Raw genomic sequence first — 21,663 nt, 5'->3', positions numbered from 1 at the left:
GCCTGTGCTGCGGGCGCCCAGGCCAGTGATTGCCGCGTCATCGAGCCAGTGGGTACCATCTCGGTTTCACTCACAAGGCGTATGGCAACGATGGCACGTAGAGAGTTTCCCCAGTTCGAAGCCGTGTCGGCAATAGTGCCGGCCGAAGGCGGTGGCTACCACGCAGCCATTGCCGTGAAGGCCTTGGGCATGGGCGGCGCACCGCGCTTTCACAAGGTGCTCGATGGGCAAGTGTTCAAGGGCGCCGTGGCTGCCGACGAGGCGGCCACGGGTCAGTTGCAACGCCTGCAAGGGGTCAGCGAGGCGGGTGAGCTGATCTGGTGATCAGGCTTTGGGCCTGGGCATCTTGAACAGGTTGCCCAGCTCGAAGTAGTCCGCCGGGCCACCGCCACGCAGGATGGGCTCGGCTGCCGCGGTGTCGTAGATACCGTCCTTGAGCAGGCGCTCGGCGATGTGCACCGCCACCACCTCGCCCAGGATCAACCAGCTGGGCACCAGTGCCTGGTCAGCGCGCTGCAGTTGCACGATCTGCGTCACCTTGCATTCGAACGCCACGGGGGTTTCCCCTACCCGTGGCACCTTCACCACGCTCGAGGGCGTGGCCGTCAGACCGCTGAGGTCGAACTCGTTCACCTCCGGCGGTACAGCAGAGCAGCTCAGGTTCATCTGCTCGGCCAGAGGGCGGGTGGCCAGGTTCCAGACGAACTCACCGGTTTGCTCGATATTGTTCAGGCTGTCTTTGCGCCCGACGCTGCAGAAACCGATGATCGGTGGAATGTAGTTGAAGGCGTTGAAGAAGCTGTAAGGCGCGAGATTCAGACGGCCTTGCTGGTCCTGCGAGGATATCCAGCCGATCGGCCGAGGGCCGACGATGGCGTTGAACGGATCATGGGGCAGGCCATGGCCTTTGGCGGGTTCGTAGTAATACATCTGCGCTGGGCTTGCCGGCCCACCTCCTGGTTTGAGAGGCGACCAGTGTGCCAAGGCTGAGGCCAACTGGGAATGCTGGAGCCCGGCGAAAGCCGGGCTGGATACGCATGGTTGCTATCAGCTGATGCGATGAGCGTTGGTGCGATCGAAGCCGTCTTCGGCGAAGCGCTGGCCGCCGGTGCGGTCAAAGCCGTCTTCGGCGAAACGTTGGCCACCGGTGCGGTCAAAGCCGTCTTCGGCGAAGCGCTGGCCACCGGTGCGGTCAAAGCCATCCTCGGCATAGCCGGTGGCTTGAGCGGGCGCCGCCGCGAAGGTATGCGCATGGGTGCGATCGAATCCATCCTCGGCGGATGCGCCTGCGGCAAATGCGCAAAGGGCGAGGGTCAGGATGAGTTTGCTTTTCATGGGGAAGCTCCAGAGTTAGTGAGTTGTTTCGATAAATTCAATGTTACGCTGATTAATACGATTAAAAAGCGCTAAAAATCGTGCTTAATGATCGACTTATTCGATTATTTGGGGTGCGCATCTGTATTGGTAGGTAGCCAATCGGCGGGTTTCGCGGAGCAGGTGCTGGCGCTGTTGCTCAGGGATGCAATATGCCGGAGTGTGATTAATAGGCCATTAAGCCAAGCGCGTCAGATGAACGTCGTGCCAGTGCGGGCGGTGCGAAGGTGCAAGCTGGGCCTGCAGGGGGAGGGCTGGCGCCTGGGTAATCCCACGGGCTCGGGGTGCCCAAAACGAAATCGGGCGCCCTCTAGGCGCCCGAAGCAGTGCTAAGCGTGGGATGGCTTAGTCAGTGGTGATCCGCGAATGCTGCTTGGTGTCCTTCATGGTGGCATACACCAGCAGCGAGCAGGCGATGCAGCCTGTGACGTACCAGTAGAAGCCGCTTTCCATGCCGGCGCTCTTGAACCACAGGGCCACGTATTCGGCCGTACCGCCGAAGATGGACACGGTCAGGGCGTAGGGCAAGCCAACGCCCAGGGCACGGATTTCGGTCGGGAACAGTTCAGCCTTCACCACTGCGTTGATCGAGGTGTAGCCGCTGACGATGATCAACGCCGCCATGATCAGGAAGAACGCGCCCCACCAGGTCTGGATGGTATGCAAGGTGCTGAGGATCGGCACCGTGAACAGCGTGCCGAGCACCCCGAAGGCAATCAGAATAGGGCGCCGGCCGATCTTGTCCGACAGCCCACCCACCAAAGGTTGCAGGCACATGAACAGGAACAGCGTCGCGGCAGAGATGGTGGTCGAATCGCTGATGCTCATCCCGACTGTATTGACCAGGTATTTCTGCATGTAGGTGGTGTAGGTGTAGAAGGCCAGGGTACCGCCCATGGTCAGGCCGACCACGGTCAGCAGTTCCTTGGGGTGGCGCATCAAGGTGCGCATCAGGCTTTCCTTGGCTTTCTCCTTCTTGGTGAACGACGCGGTTTCTTCCATGCCCCGTCGCAGGTAGAGGGCAACCACCGCACACAGGGCACCGATCACGAACGGCACGCGCCAGCCCCAGGCGTACAGTTGCTCGGTGGTCAGGGTCTGTTGCAGAACGATCAGGACCGCCAGGGCGATAAGCTGGCCCGAGATCAGCGTCACGTATTGGAAGCTGGAGAAGAAGCCCCGACGCTCCTTGCTCGCCATTTCGCTCAGGTAGGTGGCCGAGGTGCCGTATTCACCCCCCACCGACAACCCTTGCATCAAGCGAGCGACCACCAGCAGGACCGGCGCTGCTACGCCGATGGTCTCATAGCCGGGGGTGAGGGCAATGACCAGCGAGCCTGCGCACATCAGCAGCACCGAGGCCATCAGCGCAGCCTTGCGCCCCTTGCGGTCGGCGTACATGCCCATCAGCCAGCCACCAATCGGGCGCATCAAAAAGCCCACGGCAAAGATGGCAGCGGTATTGAGCAGTTGAGCCGTGGAATCGCCGGCCGGGAAGAAAGCCTTGGCGAAATACAGCGAGAACGCTGCATAGACGTACCAGTCGTACCATTCGACCATGTTGCCGATCGAACCGCTGAAGATCGATTTGAGGCGACTGGCAGTGGTTCTTGGCGCGGCAGGCGTTGCGGCCGCCCCGTTAGGCAGGGAGGTAGCGTTATCCATCAGGGGACACCTTCTCATTGTTGTTGTGAAAGCGCGCAGGGCGCAGCTTGCAGGGGCTTTTGCAGAAGGTGTGCCAAAACGAGGCGCCCTTGCTTCATCCGGGTGCACGCTGACGTGGAACCCGTATGGATCATGGCGTTGAGCAGAAATTGAGATGCACTCAGTACGGCGTGCGCGCAACGGCGGTTCACCTGTATAAGCAAGATTCCGCTCATCAGTGCGCAGATGTAGGCGAGTTTCCGCTTATGGCGCGTTGACGAATTCGTCCCGCACCAGCCCATGGCGCTGCATTTTCTCGTTCAAGGTACGGCGGGGCATTTGCAGGTCGTGCATCACCGCCTTGATCTCGCCGGCATGTTGGCGCAGGGAAGCACGCAGGCACTGCGCCTCGAATGCCTCCACGCGCTCAGCCAGCGACTGCCCGACAGGCGTCTGTTCTGGCATGGGCGAACCGAGCCCCAGTACGTGGCGCTCCGCCGCGTTGGCCAGTTCACGCACGTTGCCCGGCCAATCATGGGTCAGCAGTTGCGCCAACTGCTGACCCGACTGGGGCAGGGCTGTGCGGCCAATTCGGGACGCGGCTGCCTGCGCGAAGTGCTCGAACAACAGGACGATGTCTTCCCGTCGTTCGCGCAAAGGCGGCAGGCGCAACTCTGCAACGTTCAGGCGGTAGGCCAGGTCCTCGCGAAAGCGGCCGGCCCGGGCTTCATCGAACAGGTCGGGCTTGGTGGCAGCGATGATGCGCAGGTCCACGCCGATGCTCTGGTTCGCGCCCAGGCGCTCGATCTTCTGGTCCTGGATCACGCGCAGCAACTTGGCCTGTTGCGCCAGGGGCATGCTTTCGATTTCATCGAGAAAGACCGTGCCGCCATCGGCGTATTCCAGCCTGCCGATGCGTTTGCCCTGGGCGCCGGTGAAGGCGCCGCTTTCATGGCCGAACAGCTCGGCCTCGAACAAGGCTTCGGGAATGGCGGCGCAGTTGAGCGCGACGAAAGGTTTGCTGGCGCGTGGGCCAAAGTCGTGCAGGCAGCGGGCGACCTGCTCCTTGCCGCTGCCGGTTTCGCCGCGAATCAGCACGTTCACCGGCAAGGCGGCCAGGTCCAGCACTTGCCGGCGCAACTGCTGCATGCCCGGTGATACCCCGAGCAGCGTGGCTTCAAGCCGCGTCCTGAGGTCTGCCTGCTGATGCAGGCGTCGATTTTCCAGCACCAGCTGGCGCTTTTCCAGCGCGCGGCGAAGGCTGCCGAGCAGGTGCTGTGGAGTGAAGGGCTTTTCCAGGAAGTCGTAGGCGCCGCTGCGCATGGCCTCGACCGCCATGGGTACATCACCGTGACCGGTAAGCAGGATCACGGGCAGGTCCGGATCGTTGGCCTGCAGCCGTTCGAGCAGTTGCAGGCCGTCCATGCCAGGCATGCGCACGTCGCTGATGATCACGCCTGGATAGTCCTGGCCGATGTACGCCAGGCCCTCATCGGCACGGGCAAAGACCTGGACTTCGAAGCCCGACAGGCTCAGCCATTGCTCGACGGCCGTACGAATACTGGCTTCATCGTCTATGACCATCACTGAGTTCAACATGCAGGCTCCTGATCGCGAGGCAAGGTGATGCTAAGGCGCGCGCCGCCCGGTACGTTTTCGGCCAGCAGCTGCCCACCGGCGTCGTGCACGATGCCATAGGAGATCGCCAGGCCCAAGCCCAGGCCATCACCTACGGGCTTGGTGGTGAAGAAAGGGTCGAAGATCCTGGGCAGGTCCTCGGCCGCGATACCACCCCCCGAATCGAGCACGCTCAGGCGCCAACGCTGCGCATCGGGCTCGATGCGGATTTCCAGCCGCCGGTAGCGCTTGTCTGCCATCGCGTCCAACGCGTTGCTCAGAAGGTTGATCAGCACCTGTTCCAGGCGGATGGCGTCGCCGCGCACCCACGCCGGACGCGCCAGGTACAGGGCCAACTGCACGTCCAGGGCATGCAGGCGCGCCTGCAACAGGTCCAGCGCCTGGTCGACCACGCCGGCCAAGTCCAGGCGCTCGCGCAAGCCGCCTGGGCTGTTACGGGCAAACGTCTTCAGGTGCCCGGTCAGCGATGCCATGCGCGACAACATCTGCTCCAGTGGTTCCAGGGCCTGACGAGCCTCGTCGTAGCGCCCGTGGTCCAGCAGCAGTTTCAGGGTTTCCAGCTGCATGCGCTGGGTCGTGAGGGGCTGGTTGATTTCGTGCGCCATGGCGGCGGACATCTGCCCCAGGGCCGCCAGCTTGGCCGTTTGCACCAGCCCTTCCTGGGCCGTGCGCAGCTCGCGGGTGCGTTCCTCGACCTGGCGCTTGAGCTCCTCGCGGCTGCGTTGGCGCAGGCGTGACAGGCGCAGGCGCTGGCTGACCAGCAAGGCGGCGAATACCAGGCTCAGCCATACCGCTGCAGCACCCAGGCCGGCATTGCGCGCGTCGGTTCCCACCTGGGGCTTGCGCAGCAGGTGCAGGGTCCATTGCTCGCTTTCCAGCGGCAGGCTTTCCCACAAGAACTCGGTCTCGCCTTGCGGGGCCTGCACCCGGCTGAGGGTGCTGTTTTCAGCGAAACGCATCAGCACCTGGTGCATCAGCGGTATCAACGGGTGCTTGTCGTACTGACGGGTCTGCGCCAGTTCGGCCCGGTCAGCGCCGTCCAATGGGCGCAGTTCCCGGTAACGCCAGCCGTCCTGGTTGGCGATGAAGGTAATGCCACGGGCATCGCTGACCAGCAATATGTCGCTGCCCTGGCGCCACTCGCGCTCAAGCTCGGGAAATTCCAGCTTGACCACCATGGCGCCGAGAAAGCGACCCTGTTCGTCGTTCACCGCGCTGGACAGAAAGTAGCCGGGTACCCCGCTGGTTACGCCAACGGCATAGAAGCGGCCATTACCCAGGCTGCGGGTTTGCTTGAAATAAGGGCGAAAGCCGTAGTTGGAACCCACATAGCTGGTGGGTAGCCGCCAGTTGCTGGCTGCCACCGCCAGCCCGTTGCGGTCGAGCAGTTCGAGGGTGGAAGAGTTGGCTGCACCGTTGATGCGCTCGAGCTTGCGGTTCAGGGCATCCTGGGTTCGCGCCTGTACCGGGCCGCGCAAAGCGTCGATCAGTTCCGGGTCCAGGGCCAGTACTGCAGGCAGGGCCCGATAGCGGTCGATGAGGGTGTGCAAGGCATTGGCATACAGCCCCAGTTGCTGGCTGGCCTGGCGGGCGTCCGCTTCCATGGCCTGGCGTTTGGCCTGGTGCATGGCCCAGCTGGCACAGAGGACGGTACCCAGCACGATCACCAGGGTGATCAGCCCCAGACGCAGGGCGCGATAGGAAAAAGGCATTGGGAGCAGATCCGCGTGGGTGGGGAAGGAGCCTGCTTTGGCGAAACCGGAGCGCTGCACCGCCGCCCCGGTCTGTCCGCGAAAAGGCCGTCAAGGATCGACACTTACAGCAGTTCGAAGCCCTGCTGTTGCACCGCCTCGGAGTCCAGGCCCACCTGGACGTTGAACGCCCCGGGCTCGGCAACGCGCTGCAGCTGGCCATTGTAGAACTTCAGGTCTTCTTCGCCGATGCTGAAGGTCACGGTCCGTGTTTCGCCGGGCTTGAGCATGAGCTTCTGGAAGTTCTTCAGCTCCTTGACCGGGCGGCTCATCGAGGCGGACACATCCTGCACGTACAGTTGCACAACGGTCTCGCCGGCCACCTTGCCGGTATTGCGCACCACGATGCTGGCTTGCAACGTGTCCCCGCGCTTGAGCTTGTTGCCAGAAAGCGCGAGCCCCGACAGTTCGAACGTGCTGTAGCTCAGGCCGTAACCGAAGGGATACAGCGGCCCGTTGGGTTCTTCGAAGTACTGGGAGGTGTAGTTGCCGGGTTTGCCAGGCGTGAACGGACGGCCAATACGAGTGTGGTTGTAGTACATCGGAATCTGCCCGACCGAGCGTGGGAAGGTGATCGGTAGCTTGCCGGAGGGGTTGTAGTCGCCGAACAGCACGTCGGCAATGGCGTTGCCACCTTCGGTACCGGCGAACCACGTTTCGAGCAGGGCATCGGCCTGCTCGCGCTCCCAGCCGATGGACAGTGGCCGGCCATTCATCAGCACCAGCACCAGCGGCTTGCCGGTGGCCTTCAAGGCCTCGATCAGTGCACGCTGGTTGGCCGGTACCTGCAGCGTGGTGCGGCTGGAAGATTCATGGGACATGCCGCGCGATTCGCCGACCACCGCCACGACCACGTCCGCCTGCTGCGCGGCCTTGACCGCTTCGTCGATGAGCACCGCAGGTGGGCGAGGGTCGTCGACGATTTCCGGCGCATCGAAGTTGAGGAAGTTCAGGTAGTCGAGAATGGCCTTGTCACCGGTGACGTTGGAGCCCTTGGCGTAGACCAGCTTGCCCTTGCCCTCGATGGCGCGGCGCAGCCCTTCGCGCACCGTGACCGAGTGGGTGGGGCGCCCGTCTGCTGCCCAGCTGCCCATCATGTCGATCGGTGCGTCGGCAAGAGGGCCGACCAGGGCGATGGTGGCATCTTTACTGAGCGGCAGCGTCTGCCTGCGGTTTTCCAGCAGCACCAGGCTGCGGCGCGCCACGTCGCGCGCGGCGTCGCGGTGCAGGCGGTCCTCGCCGTAGTAGTCCTTGAGGTCGTTCTGCGCCGCGCCGATGCGCACGTAGGGGTTCTTGAACAGGCCCATGTCGTATTTGGCGCCCAGCACTTCGCGCACGGCCTGATCCAGCTCTGCCTGGCTCACGTCGCCCGCCTTGAGCAACCCTGGTAGCTCCTCGCCGTACAAGGTGTCGTTCATGCTCATGTCGATGCCCGCCTTGATCGCCAGCTTGGCCGCCTCGCGACCGTCGCGCGCCACGCCATGGCGGATCAGCTCCTGGATGGCGCCATGATCGCTGATGGTCACGCCTTTGAAGCCCCACTCCTTGCGCAGCACGTCGTTCATCAGCCAGGTGTTGGAGGTGGCCGGCACGCCGTTGATCGAGTTCAGCGCAACCATCACACCACCGGCGCCGGCATCGATCGCGGCGCGGTAGGGCGGCAGGTAATCGTTGTACATCTTCGGCAGGCTCATATCGACCGTGTTGTAGTCACGCCCACCTTCCACTGCGCCGTAAAGGGCGAAATGCTTGACGATGGCCATGATGCTGTCCGGGTTGGCCGGGCTGCTGCCCTGGAACGCGCGGACCATTACCTGGCCGATTTTCGCGGTCAGGTACGTGTCCTCGCCAAAGCCCTCACTGGTGCGACCCCAGCGTGGATCCCGGGCGATGTCGACCATCGGCGCAAAGGTCATGTCCAGTGCGTCGGCAGCCGCTTCGATGGCCGCTGTGCGGCCGACCTTAGCGACGGCGTCCATGTCCCAGGTGGCGGCCATGCCCAGGCCGATGGGGAAGATGGTGCGCTCGCCATGTACCGTGTCGTAGGCGAAGAACATCGGGATCTTCAGCCGGCTGCGCATGGCCGCGTCCTGCATCGGCCGGTTTTCCGGTGCCGTGCGCGAATTGAAGGTGCCGCCGATGCGTCCGGCGGCGATCTCCTCGCGGATCTTCTCCCGGGGCATTTCAGGGCTGATGCTGATCAGGCGCAATTGCCCGATTTTTTCGGCCTCGGTCATCTGGCTGATCAGATGGTCGATGAAGGCCTGTTTGTTCTCGAGCGGCGGCGCGGAAGTGGCGGCGACAGCCGCCTGGCTGACGAGGCCCATGGCCAGGCCCAGCAGAGACAGTTTCATCATGAATTCCGTAAGGGGGCCGATGCATGGCCAACGGTGACACACGCATGGGCGAGGTTTTCGGGCGGCTGTTGTTGTACGATTTGCACGCAGATCTTCCTGCGGCGGATTATGCCTGAATCCGCCGCGTGCTGACGAAGCCCCGTACACCGGGAAAACAACTATAAGAACGCTCACGAGAACACGGCATGACCCCGCTTGAACCCTACCAGCAGCGTCAGCTCGCTGAAGCCATGGCCGGTGTTGGCCGGCGCACGGATGTCGCGTTGCTGGCAGTGCTCGCCCGCCGCGCCGATGATTACGCCTATTTCCCACTATTCTGGTCCGCCGTGCTGGCGCTGGCGCTGCCAGGCGTGCTGCACGGGGTGCTGGGCTGGCCCAGCGTGCGCGGCCTGATCGTTGCCAATGTACTGCTGTTCGTAGGCCTCTGCGTGCTGTTGCGCAGCCCGCGCCTGGAACGCTGGACCGTACCGCGGGCTTGGCGCCGCTGGCGAGCGTCGCGCCTTGCCACCCGTCAGTTTCTCGACCTCGGCGCTCGGGCCTTTACAGGCGCCGGATGCGTAATGATCTTCGTCAGCGAGGCCGAGCAGTACGCACAGCTGCTGGTGGACAAGCAGGCCGCGCTTTGCCTTGACGAGGCGCTGCGCGTCACGCTCACTGACCGTCTGGCCAGCCAGGTTCGCCAGGGGCAAGCGCTGCAGGGCATGATCGAGTGCGTCGAGGCGTGCGGCCATCGCCTTGGCCAGCAGGCGCCACGCGCACTTGCGTGCAGGCGTCTGCCCCAGCCGCTGGTAATCCTCGACTAACGCGACCCTGGCCGACTGTGCGGGGGTGTAGAATACGGCCCCCGCTATTGGAGGTACCGTTTGCCCATGTCTGCCCTTTCTACTTCACCGGATGCGCGCGTCCAGTTTCTCGACCTGCTTCGCACCGGCCTGCAGGGCAACACCGTGGTCAAGCTGGTATTGGCGCGGCCTGTCGGCACCGACCCGACCCTGCAACGCATTATCGCCAAGCCCTTGCTGGTCAAGGGGCAGGCGAACCTGTCCCTGGTCTACCGCCACCAGACCCGCGACATCACCCGCAACCTGCCGCTCGATGATGCTCTGCAGTGCATCGCCGAACTGTTGCCAGAAGGCTTTCGCAATGCCCACCTGTTCGATGCAGAGGGTGAGCTGCAACTGACCTTCAGCAAGAAGGGCAAGCCCATGCTGCAGCGCCATGGCGCCCAGGCGCCCCGGGAAACCGTTGGCAGCAACGGGCATGACCGCGAGAAAAAGCGCTACCTGGACATTGCCCGACCGTTTCTGCGCGACCTTGGCGTCACGGATGCCCAGGGCGCACTGATCCCGTCGATGTCGCGCAAGTGGAAGCAAATCAACAAGTTCATCGAGGTCTTCGACCACGCCCTGGCCAGTGCCCCCTTGTCGAGCGAGCAACGCCTGCGGGTGGCCGACTTCGGCTCGGGCAAGGGTTACCTGACCTTCGCCATGCACGATTACCTGCGCAATACGCTCGGCCGCGATGCCCAGGTAACGGGCGTTGAGCTGCGCCAGGACATGGTCGAGCTGTGCAACGCCGCCGCCGCGCGGCTCGAACACCCAGGGCTGGAGTTTCAGTGCGGCGATGTGCGCAGCGTGGTGCCCGATGCCATCGAGGTGATGATCGCGCTGCACGCCTGCGACGTGGCGACCGACTACGCCATCCATACCGGCATCCGCTGCAACGCAGCGATCATCATGTGCTCACCGTGCTGCCACAAGCAGATCCGCCCGCAGCTGCACAGCCCGGGCCTGCTGCAACCGATGCTGCAATATGGCCTGCACCTGGGCCAGCAGGCCGAAATGCTCACCGACAGCCTGCGTGCACTGTACCTGGAGGCCTGCGGCTACGAGACCAAGGTGTTCGAGTTCATATCCCTGGAGCACACCAACAAGAACAAGATGATCCTGGCCGTAAAGCGGCGCCAGCCAGCGGATCAGTCAGCCTTGCTGGAGAAGATAGAACAGCTCAAGGCGTTCTACGGGGTGAAGGCGCATTGTCTTGAAACGTTGCTGCGGGCGGATGGGTTGCTTTGACATTCAAGCGCGAATACAGCCTGGGAAGATGTCTTGGGGGGCGTAGGATAGTTCTGAATTAGCGTCCGTTATCCATCAAGCCGTCGTTCTGCGATTACGCTGAGGCAGATTGCATCAGGGTTGTCAGTTGACAACCGAAGTCTCTGGGCCAGAATCGAGGAAGTCGATGCCGCGCCCAACCCATTTCAATAAGGAAATCGAGTCAGCTTTACGATACGCCCAGTCTAGAGGCTGGAAAGTCATTGAAGGGGGAGGGCATTGTTGGGGAAAGCTCTATTGTCCATGGAACAGTGCAAATTGCAGGTGCGGTGAATTCTGTATCGTCAGCATCTGGAGTACGCCAAAAAACCTCGGCAATTTTGCCCGCCAGATCAAACGCGTGGTCAACAATTGTGTGATCGAAAAGGCAGTATCCGGCGATATGGACCTTGATACGGAACACCTCCATGAACTATGAATTTACTCTCAAATTTCAGGTAAGTGACCGTCACGACATTGATGGTCTTCTTGAGCGCTTGGTATCGCATGGGTGTGACGATGCGTTGGTGGGGATTGGCCAACCGGGAAGGCTGGCGCTCTCATTCATTCGTGAGGCCAGCTCTGCTGACGACGCAATACGAAGTGCCTTGTGTGACGTGCAGCGGGCAGTACCCACGGCCAACCTCATCGAAGCGACTCCCGACCTCGTTGGACTGACGGATGTTGCAGAATTGATAGGGGTATCCCGTCAGAACATGCGCAAGTTGATGCTCGTGCATTCAATTGACTTCCCCCCTCCCGTGCACCATGGCAGAACATGCCTATGGCACCTTGCAGACATTCTTGCCTGGCTCCAGAAGCGAGGTACATACCCTGTTAGGCAAAACGTGGTCGAGCTTGCCTATAGTGCGATGGTCATCAACATCTGCACGGCCTATGAGCGCGTATTCGGCGCTGTCAAGCCTGCTTCGTAAGCAAATGGCTACTGTCCGCTTGTGCGACTGGTGTGCCTGGTAGTGCGCTTGCCAGCCCCAGCGGATGCGTCTGGGCGTCGAAGAAGTGCAGGGCCGTGTCCGGCATGTCTTCGAACCGGCTGGTGAAATGACGCTTCTGATTGATGACCGATGCCTCTCCCAAAGGGCGTATGGCAATCGCCAGGTGGCTGGGCCGGGCTGAGCGGATGGCGTCGAGCAGGTGCCGGTCGTTGCTGTCCAGGTGCTGCCCGAACAGGCACATGCCCTGGTGTCCACTGGCCAACTGGCCCAGGCTCCAGCTCAGGTAGTCCGAACTACGGATGGCACGCAGTTTTTCGTCGCTGCGCTCCTCGTTGACGAACAGCGGCACTTCACCTGGCACATTCACGGCGAACCCTTCGAGCATTTCAGCGCTGCTGGCACTGCGTTGCCGGGTGGTGCCGTCAGGCAGCTTGAGCAGGTGCATGCCACCGTGCAGGTGCAGCACCCGCGTGCCTTGACCCGCCGTTCGGCGCACGTCGAAAAAACCCTGCTCGTCGAACAGTTCGGCAAAACCCTTCGGATCGTGCTGCACGGCCCAGACCAGCAGCAGGTCGTAGTTGCTGGTATAGACGTTGCGGTAGCCGCGCAGGGCCTGGTTGAGGGTGCTCAGGGCGGCTTCGGGCATTGCCGACCAAGGCATGTGCACGGTGCGCACGGCGTGGATCAGCGCCTCCTTGATGGAGTAATAGCGGTTCAGCGGCGCGGTCGAGTTGATGGCCAGCGCAGCGTTGGTACGCACCGTGGTGTTGAGGGCGGTCAGCACTGGTTCGAACAGCTCGGAGCCCAATGACTTGAACAAGGCCTGATCGCTGATGGCCAAGCCCTTCTTACGCCCGGCCCGTTGCGCCTCCTCGTACAGCGAGAAATACCCGAACGGCTTCCAGAAGGCCCGGCTTGCGCCGTTACCGACCAGCAGGGTTTTGCAGGGATACTGGTCGGCAAGGTCTGACCAGTGGAGAAGAGTAGCGTCTAGTGCGGGCATGCTGGAGTCCGTAAAGCGGGATCCGACAGACTTTACCACGCCAAGCCTAGGCCATGAGTGCGCCGCGCCAGTGCTGGCAGCGCGTTGCAGGCTGCATCGGTGAGCTTGACGGCAACTGCAGGGGATTGAAAGTGAACACGAGCGGACTTGAATCCCTCCAAGGTCTTGAGTGGCCACGGTGCAGCGCCTAGCCAGCACCGGCCACACCGACACGTAGACCGTCATGTCTTTACCTGAACAGGAGATCTGTCATGGACACCTATCATGTAAGCCCTGCCAACGACGGGTGGGAACTGAAGAAGGCAGGTGCTGCGCGCGCCTCAAAGCACAGCGCGACCAAGCAAGAACTGGTGGGGTCGCTGGCCACATTCTTCGAGGGCAAGACAGCCTCGGTGAAGATTCACAAGGCCGATGGCACCATCGAGGAAGAGCGCACCTACCCTCGCTCCGCTGACCCGCGGCGCACCAAGGGTTGATACTGGTCAGCGCCGCGCTGCTTGGCATCGACCTACACCAGTGCCATGGGCGCGGCCTCTACAAGTGGTTGCTTGCCAGCTTTCTGATCGGCAAGCGCATTCGTGCCAATGTCGCGATCCAGGCCTACCGGCTGCTGGTCGATACCCATGGCCTGAACACCCCAGGCAAGCTGGCGAGGTGTCCGCATCACACGCTGGTGAAGCTTCTGGGTCAGGCCGGTTACGCCCGCTACGACGAATCCACGGCCAGGCGGCTGCATCGCTTGGGCAGTGGGCTTGAAGCGGAAATGGATGAGGTGTTGCTCAATGCGGCGGTGGACATGGCGCACGTCAATACATGGCTGCTGGGATTTGAAGGCGTGGGGCCCAAGACGCTCGAGATTTTTATGCGGGAAGCGGCGGTGGTACTGCAGCATCAACGTGCGCAGTGAGGATGGGCAGTAGAGGAAGCGTAAGCCATGTGAACGCTGGCTTGAAGATGGAGCGGGTAGAGGGAATCGAACCCTCAACTAAAGCTTGGGAAGCTTTCGTTTTGCCACTAAACTATACCCGCATCTGAGCTGCACTTTTTACCAGAACGTTCGGCAAATTAGAAGCCCGCGTTATAAAAAATGTCTTTTCACGCCGCTGTCCTGCGCCTTTTTCCCTACGGCACAAGGCTGGCCTAAACGGCATAATGCTGTTCAATCAAGATCCCTGGGGCCGTTTCACGGCCCATCGCGGCACGAGGCCGCTCCACACTCAAGTGAAGCCTGGCTCGGCAGGCTAATCGGACTTTGTAGGAGCGGCCTCGTGCCGCGATGGGCCGCGGAGCGGTCCTAAGTAGCATTACGCCTACACGGCAGCGATTTCCTCGCAGGTGAGTTCACGGTATGCCCCCGGCGGCAGGTCCATGTCCAGCACGATGGCGCCCATGCGCTCCCGGTGCAGCTTGACCACCTTGTTGTCGTAGAACCCGAACATGCGTTTGACCTGGTGGTAGCGCCCTTCGACGATGGCGAGCCGGGCCAGGCGCGGCCCGAGGATCTGCAGGTCGGCCGGTTGGGTCGTCAGGTTTTCGAAAGCAAAGTGAAACCCCTCCTGAAACCGGGCTACATAGTGCTCGCCGATTTCGTCCTGGGTTTCGACCAGGTAATGCTTGGGCAGCTTGGTGGCCGGTTGGGTCAGGCGCCGGGACCACTGCCCGTCGTTGGTCAGGATCATCAGCCCGGTGGTATTGAAGTCCAGGCGCCCGGCGATATGCAGGCCCTGCGCGAGCGCGTCGGGCAGCAAGTCCATGACTGTTGGATGCTGGGGGTCGTGGGTGGCGCTGACGCAACCGGGCGGCTTGTGCAGCATCAGGTAGCGTGGCGGGAGGCCCGCCTGCAGCACCTCATCGTCCAGCTCGACCCGGCTGAACGCCCGTACTTCCGTTAGCGGGTCGCTGGCCACTTGGCCATCGAGCCGCACGCGACGTTGAGCCAGCATCAGGCGCGCTTGCTGGCGGTTGCAGGTCGGTAGGTTGGCAAGAAAACGATCAAGGCGCATGGTCGTCACCTGCGGGCGATGCCAATTGGGCCTCGACGCCTGCGCAGCTTGGGCACAGGCAGGCACGGTCGCGCAGTTCGGCAGGCAAGGCCTGCAATACCGCCGGGTCGATGCGCACGTTGTAGCACCAGCAAGCCTGGGTGGCCTGCGCAGGATCGGCCAGGGTGCACCGGTTGAGGGCACCGCAGGCGGGGCAACGTTGATCGTCGTTCATTTCAGGTTTCACTGCAGACACGGTTGCGGCCAGCCTGTTTGGCACGATAGAGGGCGCCGTCGGCGCGGGTCAGTAGGGTGTGCAAGGTATCGCCTGGCTGCAGATGACTCACCCCGATGCTGGTGGTCAGGCGCAGGGGCTGGTCCTCGTAACTGAAGGTCAGTTGCTCGGCGCGGCGCCGGATCTTTTCGGCAGCCTCGTTCGCCTGGCGGGCATCGGCCTCACGCAGCAGCACGATGAACTCCTCGCCTCCCCAGCGGCAGAGTATATCGGACTGGCGAATGCTGCCTTGCAGGACATTGGCAAATTGGCGCAGCACTTCGTCGCCTGCCAGATGACCATAGGTGTCGTTGAGGGCTTTGAAGTGGTCCAGGTCGATCAGCAACGCCACCAGCGGACTGTTGTCACGCTGGGCCTCGCGCAGCGCCTGGGCGGCCAGCAGGTCGAAGCTGCGCCGATTGGGCAGCCCGGTCAGGCTGTCGAGCGTGGCCAGGGCTTCGGTGCTGGCCTGGTGGCGGCGCACCATCGCATGCACCAGGGCTATCACCACAAGGGTGATCATGGCGCAGATCGCCAGGTTCAGGTACAGCGAATGACGGATCCGGTCCAGCGCCCCGGTCTCGCGTTTGTCCACCAGCAGGTACCAATCCAGTTCCGGCAAGTGGCGCACGTTCAGAAAATGGCTGTGGCCTTCAAGGTCGCGGTATTCATGACTGCCTTCGCCAGGCACCGGCTGGCGTGCCAGCACGCCGCCCAGGTCCGGGCTGTCGACCAGCGACTGGCCGACGCGCAGGCCCTGCGGGCCACCGCCTGAGCCTGTCATCAACACCTTGCCCTGGGCGTCGACGAAGACCACGGATCGCTGATAGCGGTGTTGGTACTGATCGATCATCCTGACCACGGTGGAAACGCTCAGCCCCACCCCTGCCGCGCCGATGAAGCGATCCTGGTAGTCGTGCACCTTGTAGTTGATGAACACGGTCAGGTTGTCCTGGTTGGCCATGTCCAGGTCTACATTGATCTCGTAAGGTGCCGCCTGGTCGCGCAGGCGGAAGTACCAGGCATCGCGCCAGGCCTGTGGCTGGACCTGCTTGAGCACGCCCTTGGCCTGGTAGTAGGTCAGCGTGTGTTCGGAGACGAAAAAGGACGTGAAGATGCCCTGCTTGCCCGTTACCTCGCCCAGGTAGCGGGTCATGCGCTGGGCATCCTGCTCACCGGCCAGCACCCAGTCTCGCAGGAAAGTGTCCTGGGCCATCATTGAGGCGATCAGAACAGGGCGGATCAGGTCTTTCTGGATTTCCGAATAGACCGTGTCGGAGGTCAGCGGCAATTCGGTATTGATGATGCCGTCACGTATGGCGCTGCGCGAGGAGAAATAACTCAGCAGCGACGTGGCGAGGAAACCGCAGGCCAGCAGCATCAGCAGGGCGGCGATTAACGAACGCTGCGATGACGGAGCGGAGCGTGAAGGCATGATCTTCCCATGATGTGTGCCGGGCCGCACATTCTAGTGTTCCGGGCTTTAAATGACTGCAAGATTTTGTCCAGAAGCCGCAGCTGTATCAAATTATTACCAGTATGGCACTGCACGGGTTGGCGCTTGTCTTATTCCATGTCGATCAACGTGTCGTGCATCGACGCTCGGCAGCGTTCGCTGCACGGGCACCTCAGCGGTCCGGGAGGCCGCCTATGTCCTATCGAATTCTGCTTGTGGCCCTGCTCGGGCTGACGCTTGGCGCCTGTGCGCCCTACGCTGGTCGGTCGACCTATTATCGCTCCGACTATTACGTTACCGACCGATATGTTTCGCCCGGCTATGCGCCCGGCTACTACCGGTACGATCGTTATCCGGTGCCACCACAACCGCGCTACTACTATCAACCGGTGCCTCGTTACCATGCGCCGCCCGGCTACCGACCGTTGCCGCCGCCCGACGTGCGACGCTGGCACGGCAACCCGCGCTACGATTACGGTCATCGCCAGCGCTGGGACTACAGGCGCGACCGCGATCGACACGACTACCGCAACGATGGCCCGCGCTTCCAGGATGGAGGTCGGCATCAAGGCGGCTGGGGTGACAGGCGTGGGCGAGGCCATTGATCAGGTGAGGAGCGCCCTGCGCCCGACGCGCCGCTAGTGCAGGTCCGCCAGCGGATGATGGCCTTCCCACGGCGCTTGGAAGTGTGCCTGCACCACGGCTGCGGGCACGTGGTCCACATCCGGCCAGTGCCAGCGCGGTTGGTGATCCTTGTCCAGCAGGCGGGCACGCACCCCTTCGCTGAACTCCGGATGACGACAGCAGTTCAGGCTCATGGCGTATTCCATCTGCAGCGCCTGCGCCAGTGACAGGTGTCGGGCCCGCTGAATTTGCTCCCACACCAGATGAGCCGTCAGCGGACAGCCGCCCAGCATGCGCTCGGCGGCTGCCGACAGCAGCGGGTCGTCGTGCTGACGCAGGCTCGCCACTGCCCGCCAGGCTGCGCCCGCGCAGGTGACATCGAGCAGCGCGTCGATGAGCGCGCGGCGTGGCAACCACTGGGCCGCCGGCAGTGCCTGGCGGGCGCAATGCGCCTCAGCCCTGAGCAGGCTGTTGAGTTGCAGCGCGGTCTGCTCCTGCCAGTTCATCTGCAGCAGTTCGTCGATCAACGCCGCTTGTCGGTCTTCGCCCATGAAACGGTCAGCCAACCCCAAGTCCAGTGCATCGCGCGCATTGATAGGTGCACCGGTGAGCCCCAGGAACAACCCCAGCTTGCCCGGCAAGCGGGCCAGGAACCAGCTGGCCCCCACGTCAGGGTACAGACCAATGCTGATCTCAGGCATGGCCAGTGCGCTGCTGGGGGTTACGATGCGTACGTTGGCGCCTTGGAGCAAACCCATGCCGCCGCCCAGCACATGGCCATGGCCCCAGCACAGCAGTGGCTTGGGGTAAGTATGCAGGGCATGGTCCAGGCGATATTCGGCGGCGAAGAACGATGCAGCCAGCGGTGGCACGCTGCCAGGCTGCTCGCGGCACGCCTGGGCCAGCGCTCGCACGTCGCCCCCGGCGCAGAATGCCTTGGCGCCATTGCCACGCAGTAGCACACAGGCGATGCCCGGGTCTTGCGCCCAGCTGTGCAACTGCTCGGCCAGCGTCTCTATCATTGGCAGGTCGAGGGCATTGAGCGCCCTTGGCGCATCAAGGGTAGCGATGCCCAGGCGAGCGCCATCGGCGCCTGTCAGTACTTGGCAATGAATGCTCATGGCTTACCTCATTCAGGTTACCGCTCAAGTATGGCCTGCCTGGTCGATCCCGCCGGGCACTGGTCGGATCGTTTGACAAGCGTCGGTGTCACCCCTAGTGTCGCCCCATTGTTTACGGAAGCCCCCATGACTGACGACGATCGCATCAAACTCGAGCCCAGTTGGAAAGCCGCCTTGCGTGCCGAGTTCGAGCAGCCCTACATGCAGCAGTTGCGCGAGTTCCTGCGCGGTGAATATGCCGCCGGCAAACAGATCTACCCACCTGGTCCGCTGATCTTCAATGCACTCAACTCCACCCCCCTGGATCAGGTCAAGGTGGTGATTCTCGGCCAGGACCCCTACCACGGCCCAGGACAGGCCCATGGCCTGTGCTTCTCGGTGCAGCCTGGCGTGCCCACGCCGCCGTCGCTGGTGAACATCTACAAGGAGCTGCACCGCGACCTGAACATTCCCATCCCCAACCATGGCTACCTGCAAAGCTGGGCCGAGCAGGGCGTGTTGCTGCTCAACACCACCATGACCGTGGAGCGGGGCAACGCGGCCTCCCACGCCAAGAAAGGCTGGGAGTTCTTCACCGACCGTATCATCGAGGTGGTCAGCGAGCAGTGTGAGCATGTGGTGTTTCTGCTGTGGGGGGCTCATGCGCAGAGCAAACAGAAGCTGATCGACGGCACCAAGCACCTGGTGCTCAAGTCGGTGCACCCCTCGCCGTTGTCGGCGTACCGTGGGTTTCTTGGCTGTGGGCATTTCAGCCGTGCCAACGGCTTTCTCGAGCAGCGCGGGCTGGCGCCCATTAACTGGGCGTTGCCACCGCTGTGAGCCAGACGGGGCCGTCAGGCCCCGACAGGTCATGCGGGCCGCTTGCTCATCCAGTAACGGAACAAGGGCTCGGCCAGGAACAGCACGAAGAGCAGGCGCATCACTTGCAAAGCAGTCACCAGCGGCACCGACAGTTGCAGCGTTTCGGCCGTCAGGCTCATTTCAGCGATGCCGCCGGGCATCATGCCCAGCGTCAGTGAGCGCAGGTCCAAAGCTGTCAGCAGGCTCAAGCCCCAGGCGGCAGCGCCAGCCAGGGCCATGCTCAAGGCTGTGGCCACCAGCGTGCGCCCCAGAAATGCCGGCGCGCGGCGGAAGAATGCACGGTTGAAATGGCAGGCCAGACCGCTGCCGATCAGCCATTGGCCGATCTGACTGGCGCCATTGGGCAGGGCGATCTGCAAGTTGCCGGCAAGGCTGAAGGTGGCTGCCACCAGCAGCGGCCCGAACAGCCATGGGTTGGGCTGTTGCAGCCGCTGCCAGAGCCAGCCAGCGGCCACGCCCAGCGGTGCGATGAGGGCCAGCCAGGCCCAGCTGACGCTGCCGGTGTGGTTGAGCGCTACGCCATCGCCCAACAGCAACTTGAACAGCGCCGGCACGCACAGCACCACCGCCAGCACGCGCAGGCTTTGGGCTGCGGCCACCTGGCTCAATACCGCGCCATTGCGCGCACCCAGGTTGACCATTTCACCGGAACCGCCTGGCATGCTGGCAAAGAACGCAGTGGCGCGGTCCTCACCCGAGCGGCGCAGCAACCACACCCCAAGCACGCTCGAAACGGTAGTGAACAAAGCGCCGAAGAAGATCAAGGCGAAGTGACTGCCCACTTGCTCGATGACCTGGGGCGTGAAGTGCAGGCCGATGCCAAGGCCAATGATGCATTGCCCGCAGCGCCGGCCATTGGGTATTTCTGGCAGCTGCCAAGGGCTCAGGCAACGTACCGCGATGATCGCCAGCAACGAGCCGACCATCCACGGCAAAGGCCAGCCGACCTTGCTGGCGGCGAAACCGCCAGCAAGGCCGACCAGCCCAGTTGCCCAGTACAGCGGCAACCCACGATCAGGCATCGGCCATGGCCCGGCGCTGCAGGCTACGCTTGCGCCAGATGCGCACCATAGGCAGTGCGAGCATGAGCGCTACCAGTGCCCAGACACCCATGCTGATCGGGCTCGACCAGAGAATGCCCAACTCGCCGTTGGAAATTGACAATGCCCGGCGCAGGTTCTGCTCCATCAGACCACCCAGGATGAAGCCCAGCAGAATCGGCGAAAGCGGGAAGTCCAGCTTGCGCAGGATGTAGCCCATGATGCCGATGCCGACCATCAGGAACAGGTCGAAGGTGGTGGCATGCACGGCATAGACGCCGATCCCGGTGATGATGGCGATCACCGGCACCAGAGCCCAGTTCGGCACGGCCAGGATGCGGGTGAAGATGCGGATCATCGGGATGTTCAGGATCACCAGCATGATGTTGGCGATGAACAGCGACGCGATCAGACCCCAGACGATGTCAGGTTGCTGTTCGAACAGCAGCGGGCCTGGGGTGATGTTGTAGAGCGTCAGCGCGCCGATCATCACCGCCGTGGTACCTGAACCGGGCACGCCCAGGGTCAGCATGGGCACCAGGGCGCCACAGCAGGAGGCGCCAATGGCGGTTTCCGGTGCGGCCAGGCCACGGGCGTCACCCTTGCCGAACTTGCCGCTGGCACCGGCCATGCGTTTTTCGGTCATGTAGGCCACTGCACTGGCCAGTGTGGCACCTGCGCCTGGCAACACGCCCATCACAAAGCCCAGCAGGCCGCAGCGAATGTTCACCGCGAACACCGACGCCGCTTCCTTGAAGTTGAACAGCATGCGCCCGGTGGCCTTGACCGCCTGGTGGCCGTGGTGGGTCTTTTCCAGCAGCAACAGAATTTCGCTGATCGAGAACAGGCCCAGCACCAGCACGACGAACTGAATGCCGTCGGCCAGGTGCACGCTGTCACCGGTGAAGCGGTACACGCCACTGTTGGCGTCGATGCCCACCGCCGACAGGAACAGGCCGATCAAGGCGGCGATGAAAGTCTTGAGCGGCTTGTCGCCGGCCATGCCGCCCAGGGCGACAATGGCGAACACCATCAGCACGAAGTACTCGGCCGGGCCGAAGGCGATCGCCCACTTGGCCAGCAGCGGGGCGAACAGCACCATGCCGCAGGTGGCGATGAAGGCGCCAATGAACGAGCTCCAGGCCGACAGGGACAGGGCCACGCCCGCCAGGCCCTGGCGGGCCATCGGGTAGCCGTCCAGGGTGGTCATCACGGTCGATGCTTCGCCCGGAATGTTCAGCAGGATTGAACTGATCCGCCCACCGTACTCGCAGCCCAGGTACACCGCAGCCAGCAGAATCAGTGCCGACTCCGGAGGCAAGCCCAGGGCGAAGGCGATGGGGATCAGCAGGGCCACGCCATTGATCGGGCCCAGGCCCGGCAGCAGGCCGACGACGGTACCGATCAGCGTGCCGGACAGGGCCGTGACCAGGTTGTAAGGGGACAGGGCGACGCCGAAGCCCTGGCCCAGGTAGCTCAAGGTATCCAT

The 21,663-nt window shown here is 62.9% G+C and carries 22 protein-coding genes and 1 tRNA gene; 9 read left to right on the top strand and 14 right to left on the bottom strand.

Features of this window, described 5'->3' with window-relative positions; translation table 11 throughout:
• Positions 1–90 precede the first annotated feature (90 nt).
• On the top strand, positions 91–324 hold the full coding sequence (locus ACK59L_RS03390; protein ID WP_409271863.1) for a hypothetical protein: 234 nt from the start codon (positions 91–93) through the stop codon (positions 322–324).
• On the opposite strand, the gene ACK59L_RS03385 is transcribed toward ACK59L_RS03390, so the two are convergent.
• The 6 genes from ACK59L_RS03385 to bglX form a co-directional block, all read right to left on the bottom strand.
• Positions 325–930: a flavin reductase family protein gene (locus ACK59L_RS03385; protein WP_058603232.1), complete on the bottom strand. Its 606-nt coding sequence runs from the start codon at positions 928–930 to the stop codon at positions 325–327. It abuts the gene before it with no gap.
• Positions 931–1,047: 117 nt separating this feature from the next.
• Entirely contained in the window at positions 1,048–1,335 is a 288-nt protein-coding gene (locus tag ACK59L_RS03380; protein ID WP_196126416.1) for a hypothetical protein, read from the bottom strand.
• Positions 1,336–1,719: 384 nt separating this feature from the next.
• Positions 1,720–3,039, bottom strand: coding sequence for an MFS transporter (locus tag ACK59L_RS03375; RefSeq protein ID WP_058603230.1), 1,320 nt, complete (start codon positions 3,037–3,039; stop codon positions 1,720–1,722).
• A gap of 243 nt (positions 3,040–3,282) precedes the next feature.
• Positions 3,283–4,617, bottom strand: a complete 1,335-nt coding sequence (locus ACK59L_RS03370) for a sigma-54-dependent transcriptional regulator (protein WP_409271861.1) — start codon at positions 4,615–4,617, stop codon at positions 3,283–3,285.
• Positions 4,611–6,368: an ATP-binding protein gene (locus tag ACK59L_RS03365; protein WP_409271859.1), complete on the bottom strand. Its 1,758-nt coding sequence runs from the start codon at positions 6,366–6,368 to the stop codon at positions 4,611–4,613. The genes ACK59L_RS03370 and ACK59L_RS03365 overlap by 7 nt, the downstream gene beginning before the upstream one ends.
• Positions 6,369–6,472: 104 nt before the next feature.
• Positions 6,473–8,764 (bottom strand): beta-glucosidase BglX, encoded by a 2,292-nt coding sequence (bglX, locus tag ACK59L_RS03360; protein ID WP_409271857.1) that lies wholly within the window; start codon positions 8,762–8,764, stop codon positions 6,473–6,475.
• Between the two features lie 185 nt (positions 8,765–8,949).
• Between bglX and ACK59L_RS03355 the strand changes: the two genes are divergently transcribed.
• The 4 genes from ACK59L_RS03355 to ACK59L_RS03340 all read left to right on the top strand — a co-directional run bounded on the left by ACK59L_RS03355 (position 8,950) and on the right by ACK59L_RS03340 (position 11,792).
• Complete coding sequence (locus ACK59L_RS03355; protein WP_409271855.1) at positions 8,950–9,567, top strand: hypothetical protein; 618 nt, start codon at positions 8,950–8,952, stop codon at positions 9,565–9,567.
• A 66-nt stretch (positions 9,568–9,633) separates the two neighbouring features.
• On the top strand, positions 9,634–10,839 hold the full coding sequence (locus ACK59L_RS03350; protein ID WP_409271853.1) for a class I SAM-dependent methyltransferase: 1,206 nt from the start codon (positions 9,634–9,636) through the stop codon (positions 10,837–10,839).
• A gap of 166 nt (positions 10,840–11,005) precedes the next feature.
• Positions 11,006–11,296 (top strand): hypothetical protein, encoded by a 291-nt coding sequence (locus ACK59L_RS03345; RefSeq protein ID WP_409271851.1) that lies wholly within the window; start codon positions 11,006–11,008, stop codon positions 11,294–11,296.
• Positions 11,286–11,792 (top strand): helix-turn-helix transcriptional regulator, encoded by a 507-nt coding sequence (locus ACK59L_RS03340; RefSeq protein WP_409271849.1) that lies wholly within the window; start codon positions 11,286–11,288, stop codon positions 11,790–11,792. The genes ACK59L_RS03345 and ACK59L_RS03340 overlap by 11 nt, the downstream gene beginning before the upstream one ends.
• Here the strand turns inward: ACK59L_RS03340 and ACK59L_RS03335 are convergent.
• The gene (locus tag ACK59L_RS03335) at positions 11,776–12,816 is read right to left on the bottom strand and encodes a DUF4917 family protein (RefSeq protein WP_409271847.1); all 1,041 of its coding nucleotides are present in this window, start codon (positions 12,814–12,816) and stop codon (positions 11,776–11,778) included. The two genes, ACK59L_RS03340 and ACK59L_RS03335, sit on opposite strands and share 17 nt — an antisense overlap.
• 251 nt (positions 12,817–13,067) lie before the next feature.
• Between ACK59L_RS03335 and ACK59L_RS03330 the strand changes: the two genes are divergently transcribed.
• The gene (locus tag ACK59L_RS03330) at positions 13,068–13,292 is read left to right on the top strand and encodes a DUF2188 domain-containing protein (RefSeq protein ID WP_058603223.1); all 225 of its coding nucleotides are present in this window, start codon (positions 13,068–13,070) and stop codon (positions 13,290–13,292) included.
• On the top strand, positions 13,289–13,723 hold the full coding sequence (locus tag ACK59L_RS03325; RefSeq protein ID WP_409271845.1) for a DNA methylase: 435 nt from the start codon (positions 13,289–13,291) through the stop codon (positions 13,721–13,723). Before ACK59L_RS03330 ends, ACK59L_RS03325 begins: the two co-directional genes overlap by 4 nt.
• A gap of 48 nt (positions 13,724–13,771) precedes the next feature.
• Here ACK59L_RS03325 and ACK59L_RS03320 read toward each other — a convergent pair.
• From ACK59L_RS03320 to ACK59L_RS03305, 4 genes are all read right to left on the bottom strand, one after another.
• Positions 13,772–13,845 (bottom strand) — tRNA-Gly (locus ACK59L_RS03320).
• Positions 13,846–14,126: 281 nt separating this feature from the next.
• Positions 14,127–14,819: a pseudouridine synthase gene (locus ACK59L_RS03315; protein WP_409271843.1), complete on the bottom strand. Its 693-nt coding sequence runs from the start codon at positions 14,817–14,819 to the stop codon at positions 14,127–14,129.
• Positions 14,809–15,033: a cysteine-rich CWC family protein gene (locus ACK59L_RS03310; protein WP_058603200.1), complete on the bottom strand. Its 225-nt coding sequence runs from the start codon at positions 15,031–15,033 to the stop codon at positions 14,809–14,811. Before ACK59L_RS03310 ends, ACK59L_RS03315 begins: the two co-directional genes overlap by 11 nt.
• 1 nt (position 15,034) lies before the next feature.
• A complete protein-coding gene (locus ACK59L_RS03305; protein ID WP_409271840.1) occupies positions 15,035–16,507 on the bottom strand; it encodes a diguanylate cyclase domain-containing protein in 1,473 nt (490 codons plus the stop codon).
• 215 nt (positions 16,508–16,722) lie between these two features.
• Here ACK59L_RS03305 and ACK59L_RS03300 point away from each other — a divergent pair, with 215 nt between their 5' ends.
• Complete coding sequence (locus ACK59L_RS03300) at positions 16,723–17,133, top strand: hypothetical protein (protein WP_058603198.1); 411 nt, start codon at positions 16,723–16,725, stop codon at positions 17,131–17,133.
• A gap of 33 nt (positions 17,134–17,166) precedes the next feature.
• On the opposite strand, the gene ACK59L_RS03295 is transcribed toward ACK59L_RS03300, so the two are convergent.
• Positions 17,167–18,273 carry an enoyl-CoA hydratase/isomerase family protein gene (locus tag ACK59L_RS03295; RefSeq protein WP_409271838.1) on the bottom strand — a complete coding sequence of 369 codons (1,107 nt, stop codon included), beginning with the start codon at positions 18,271–18,273 and terminating at the stop codon, positions 17,167–17,169.
• A 126-nt stretch (positions 18,274–18,399) separates the two neighbouring features.
• Here ACK59L_RS03295 and ung point away from each other — a divergent pair, with 126 nt between their 5' ends.
• A complete protein-coding gene (gene ung, locus ACK59L_RS03290; RefSeq protein WP_023534412.1) occupies positions 18,400–19,092 on the top strand; it encodes a uracil-DNA glycosylase in 693 nt (230 codons plus the stop codon).
• A 29-nt stretch (positions 19,093–19,121) separates the two neighbouring features.
• Here ung and ACK59L_RS03285 read toward each other — a convergent pair whose 3' ends face one another.
• Together ACK59L_RS03285 and ACK59L_RS03280 are read right to left on the bottom strand one after the other, a co-directional pair.
• Positions 19,122–20,156, bottom strand: a complete 1,035-nt coding sequence (locus ACK59L_RS03285) for an AbrB family transcriptional regulator (protein WP_058637095.1) — start codon at positions 20,154–20,156, stop codon at positions 19,122–19,124.
• Positions 20,149–21,663 (bottom strand): tripartite tricarboxylate transporter permease, encoded by a 1,515-nt coding sequence (locus tag ACK59L_RS03280; RefSeq protein ID WP_023534356.1) that lies wholly within the window; start codon positions 21,661–21,663, stop codon positions 20,149–20,151. Before ACK59L_RS03280 ends, ACK59L_RS03285 begins: the two co-directional genes overlap by 8 nt.

The sequence above is a fragment of the Pseudomonas sp. KCJK9111 genome, assembly GCF_046231935.1.
Classification (GTDB): domain Bacteria; phylum Pseudomonadota; class Gammaproteobacteria; order Pseudomonadales; family Pseudomonadaceae; genus Aquipseudomonas; species Aquipseudomonas parafulva_B.
This window is presented reverse-complemented; position numbering and strand designations above follow the sequence as displayed.

Bases quoted from the DNA above. Each gene is read 5' to 3' on its own strand.
- ACK59L_RS03375 (WP_058603230.1), bottom strand. From the start codon at position 3,039: ATGGATAACGCTACCTCCCTGCCTAACGGGGCGGCCGCAACGCCTGCC.
- ACK59L_RS03315 (WP_409271843.1), bottom strand. From the start codon at position 14,819: ATGCGCCTTGATCGTTTTCTTGCCAACCTACCGACCTGCAACCGCCAG.
- ACK59L_RS03355 (WP_409271855.1), top strand. From the start codon at position 8,950: ATGACCCCGCTTGAACCCTACCAGCAGCGTCAGCTCGCTGAAGCCATG.
- ACK59L_RS03385 (WP_058603232.1), bottom strand. From the start codon at position 930: ATGTATTACTACGAACCCGCCAAAGGCCATGGCCTGCCCCATGATCCG.
- ACK59L_RS03340 (WP_409271849.1), top strand. From the start codon at position 11,286: ATGAACTATGAATTTACTCTCAAATTTCAGGTAAGTGACCGTCACGAC.
- ACK59L_RS03310 (WP_058603200.1), bottom strand. From the start codon at position 15,033: ATGAACGACGATCAACGTTGCCCCGCCTGCGGTGCCCTCAACCGGTGC.
- ACK59L_RS03350 (WP_409271853.1), top strand. From the start codon at position 9,634: ATGTCTGCCCTTTCTACTTCACCGGATGCGCGCGTCCAGTTTCTCGAC.
- ACK59L_RS03380 (WP_196126416.1), bottom strand. From the start codon at position 1,335: ATGAAAAGCAAACTCATCCTGACCCTCGCCCTTTGCGCATTTGCCGCA.
- ACK59L_RS03305 (WP_409271840.1), bottom strand. From the start codon at position 16,507: ATGCCTTCACGCTCCGCTCCGTCATCGCAGCGTTCGTTAATCGCCGCC.
- bglX (WP_409271857.1), bottom strand. From the start codon at position 8,764: ATGATGAAACTGTCTCTGCTGGGCCTGGCCATGGGCCTCGTCAGCCAG.
- ACK59L_RS03345 (WP_409271851.1), top strand. From the start codon at position 11,006: ATGCCGCGCCCAACCCATTTCAATAAGGAAATCGAGTCAGCTTTACGA.
- ACK59L_RS03330 (WP_058603223.1), top strand. From the start codon at position 13,068: ATGGACACCTATCATGTAAGCCCTGCCAACGACGGGTGGGAACTGAAG.
- ACK59L_RS03335 (WP_409271847.1), bottom strand. From the start codon at position 12,816: ATGCCCGCACTAGACGCTACTCTTCTCCACTGGTCAGACCTTGCCGAC.
- ACK59L_RS03370 (WP_409271861.1), bottom strand. From the start codon at position 4,617: ATGTTGAACTCAGTGATGGTCATAGACGATGAAGCCAGTATTCGTACG.
- ACK59L_RS03280 (WP_023534356.1), bottom strand. From the start codon at position 21,663: ATGGATACCTTGAGCTACCTGGGCCAGGGCTTCGGCGTCGCCCTGTCC.
- ung (WP_023534412.1), top strand. From the start codon at position 18,400: ATGACTGACGACGATCGCATCAAACTCGAGCCCAGTTGGAAAGCCGCC.
- ACK59L_RS03390 (WP_409271863.1), top strand. From the start codon at position 91: ATGGCACGTAGAGAGTTTCCCCAGTTCGAAGCCGTGTCGGCAATAGTG.
- ACK59L_RS03295 (WP_409271838.1), bottom strand. From the start codon at position 18,273: ATGAGCATTCATTGCCAAGTACTGACAGGCGCCGATGGCGCTCGCCTG.
- ACK59L_RS03300 (WP_058603198.1), top strand. From the start codon at position 16,723: ATGTCCTATCGAATTCTGCTTGTGGCCCTGCTCGGGCTGACGCTTGGC.
- ACK59L_RS03285 (WP_058637095.1), bottom strand. From the start codon at position 20,156: ATGCCTGATCGTGGGTTGCCGCTGTACTGGGCAACTGGGCTGGTCGGC.
- ACK59L_RS03365 (WP_409271859.1), bottom strand. From the start codon at position 6,368: ATGCCTTTTTCCTATCGCGCCCTGCGTCTGGGGCTGATCACCCTGGTG.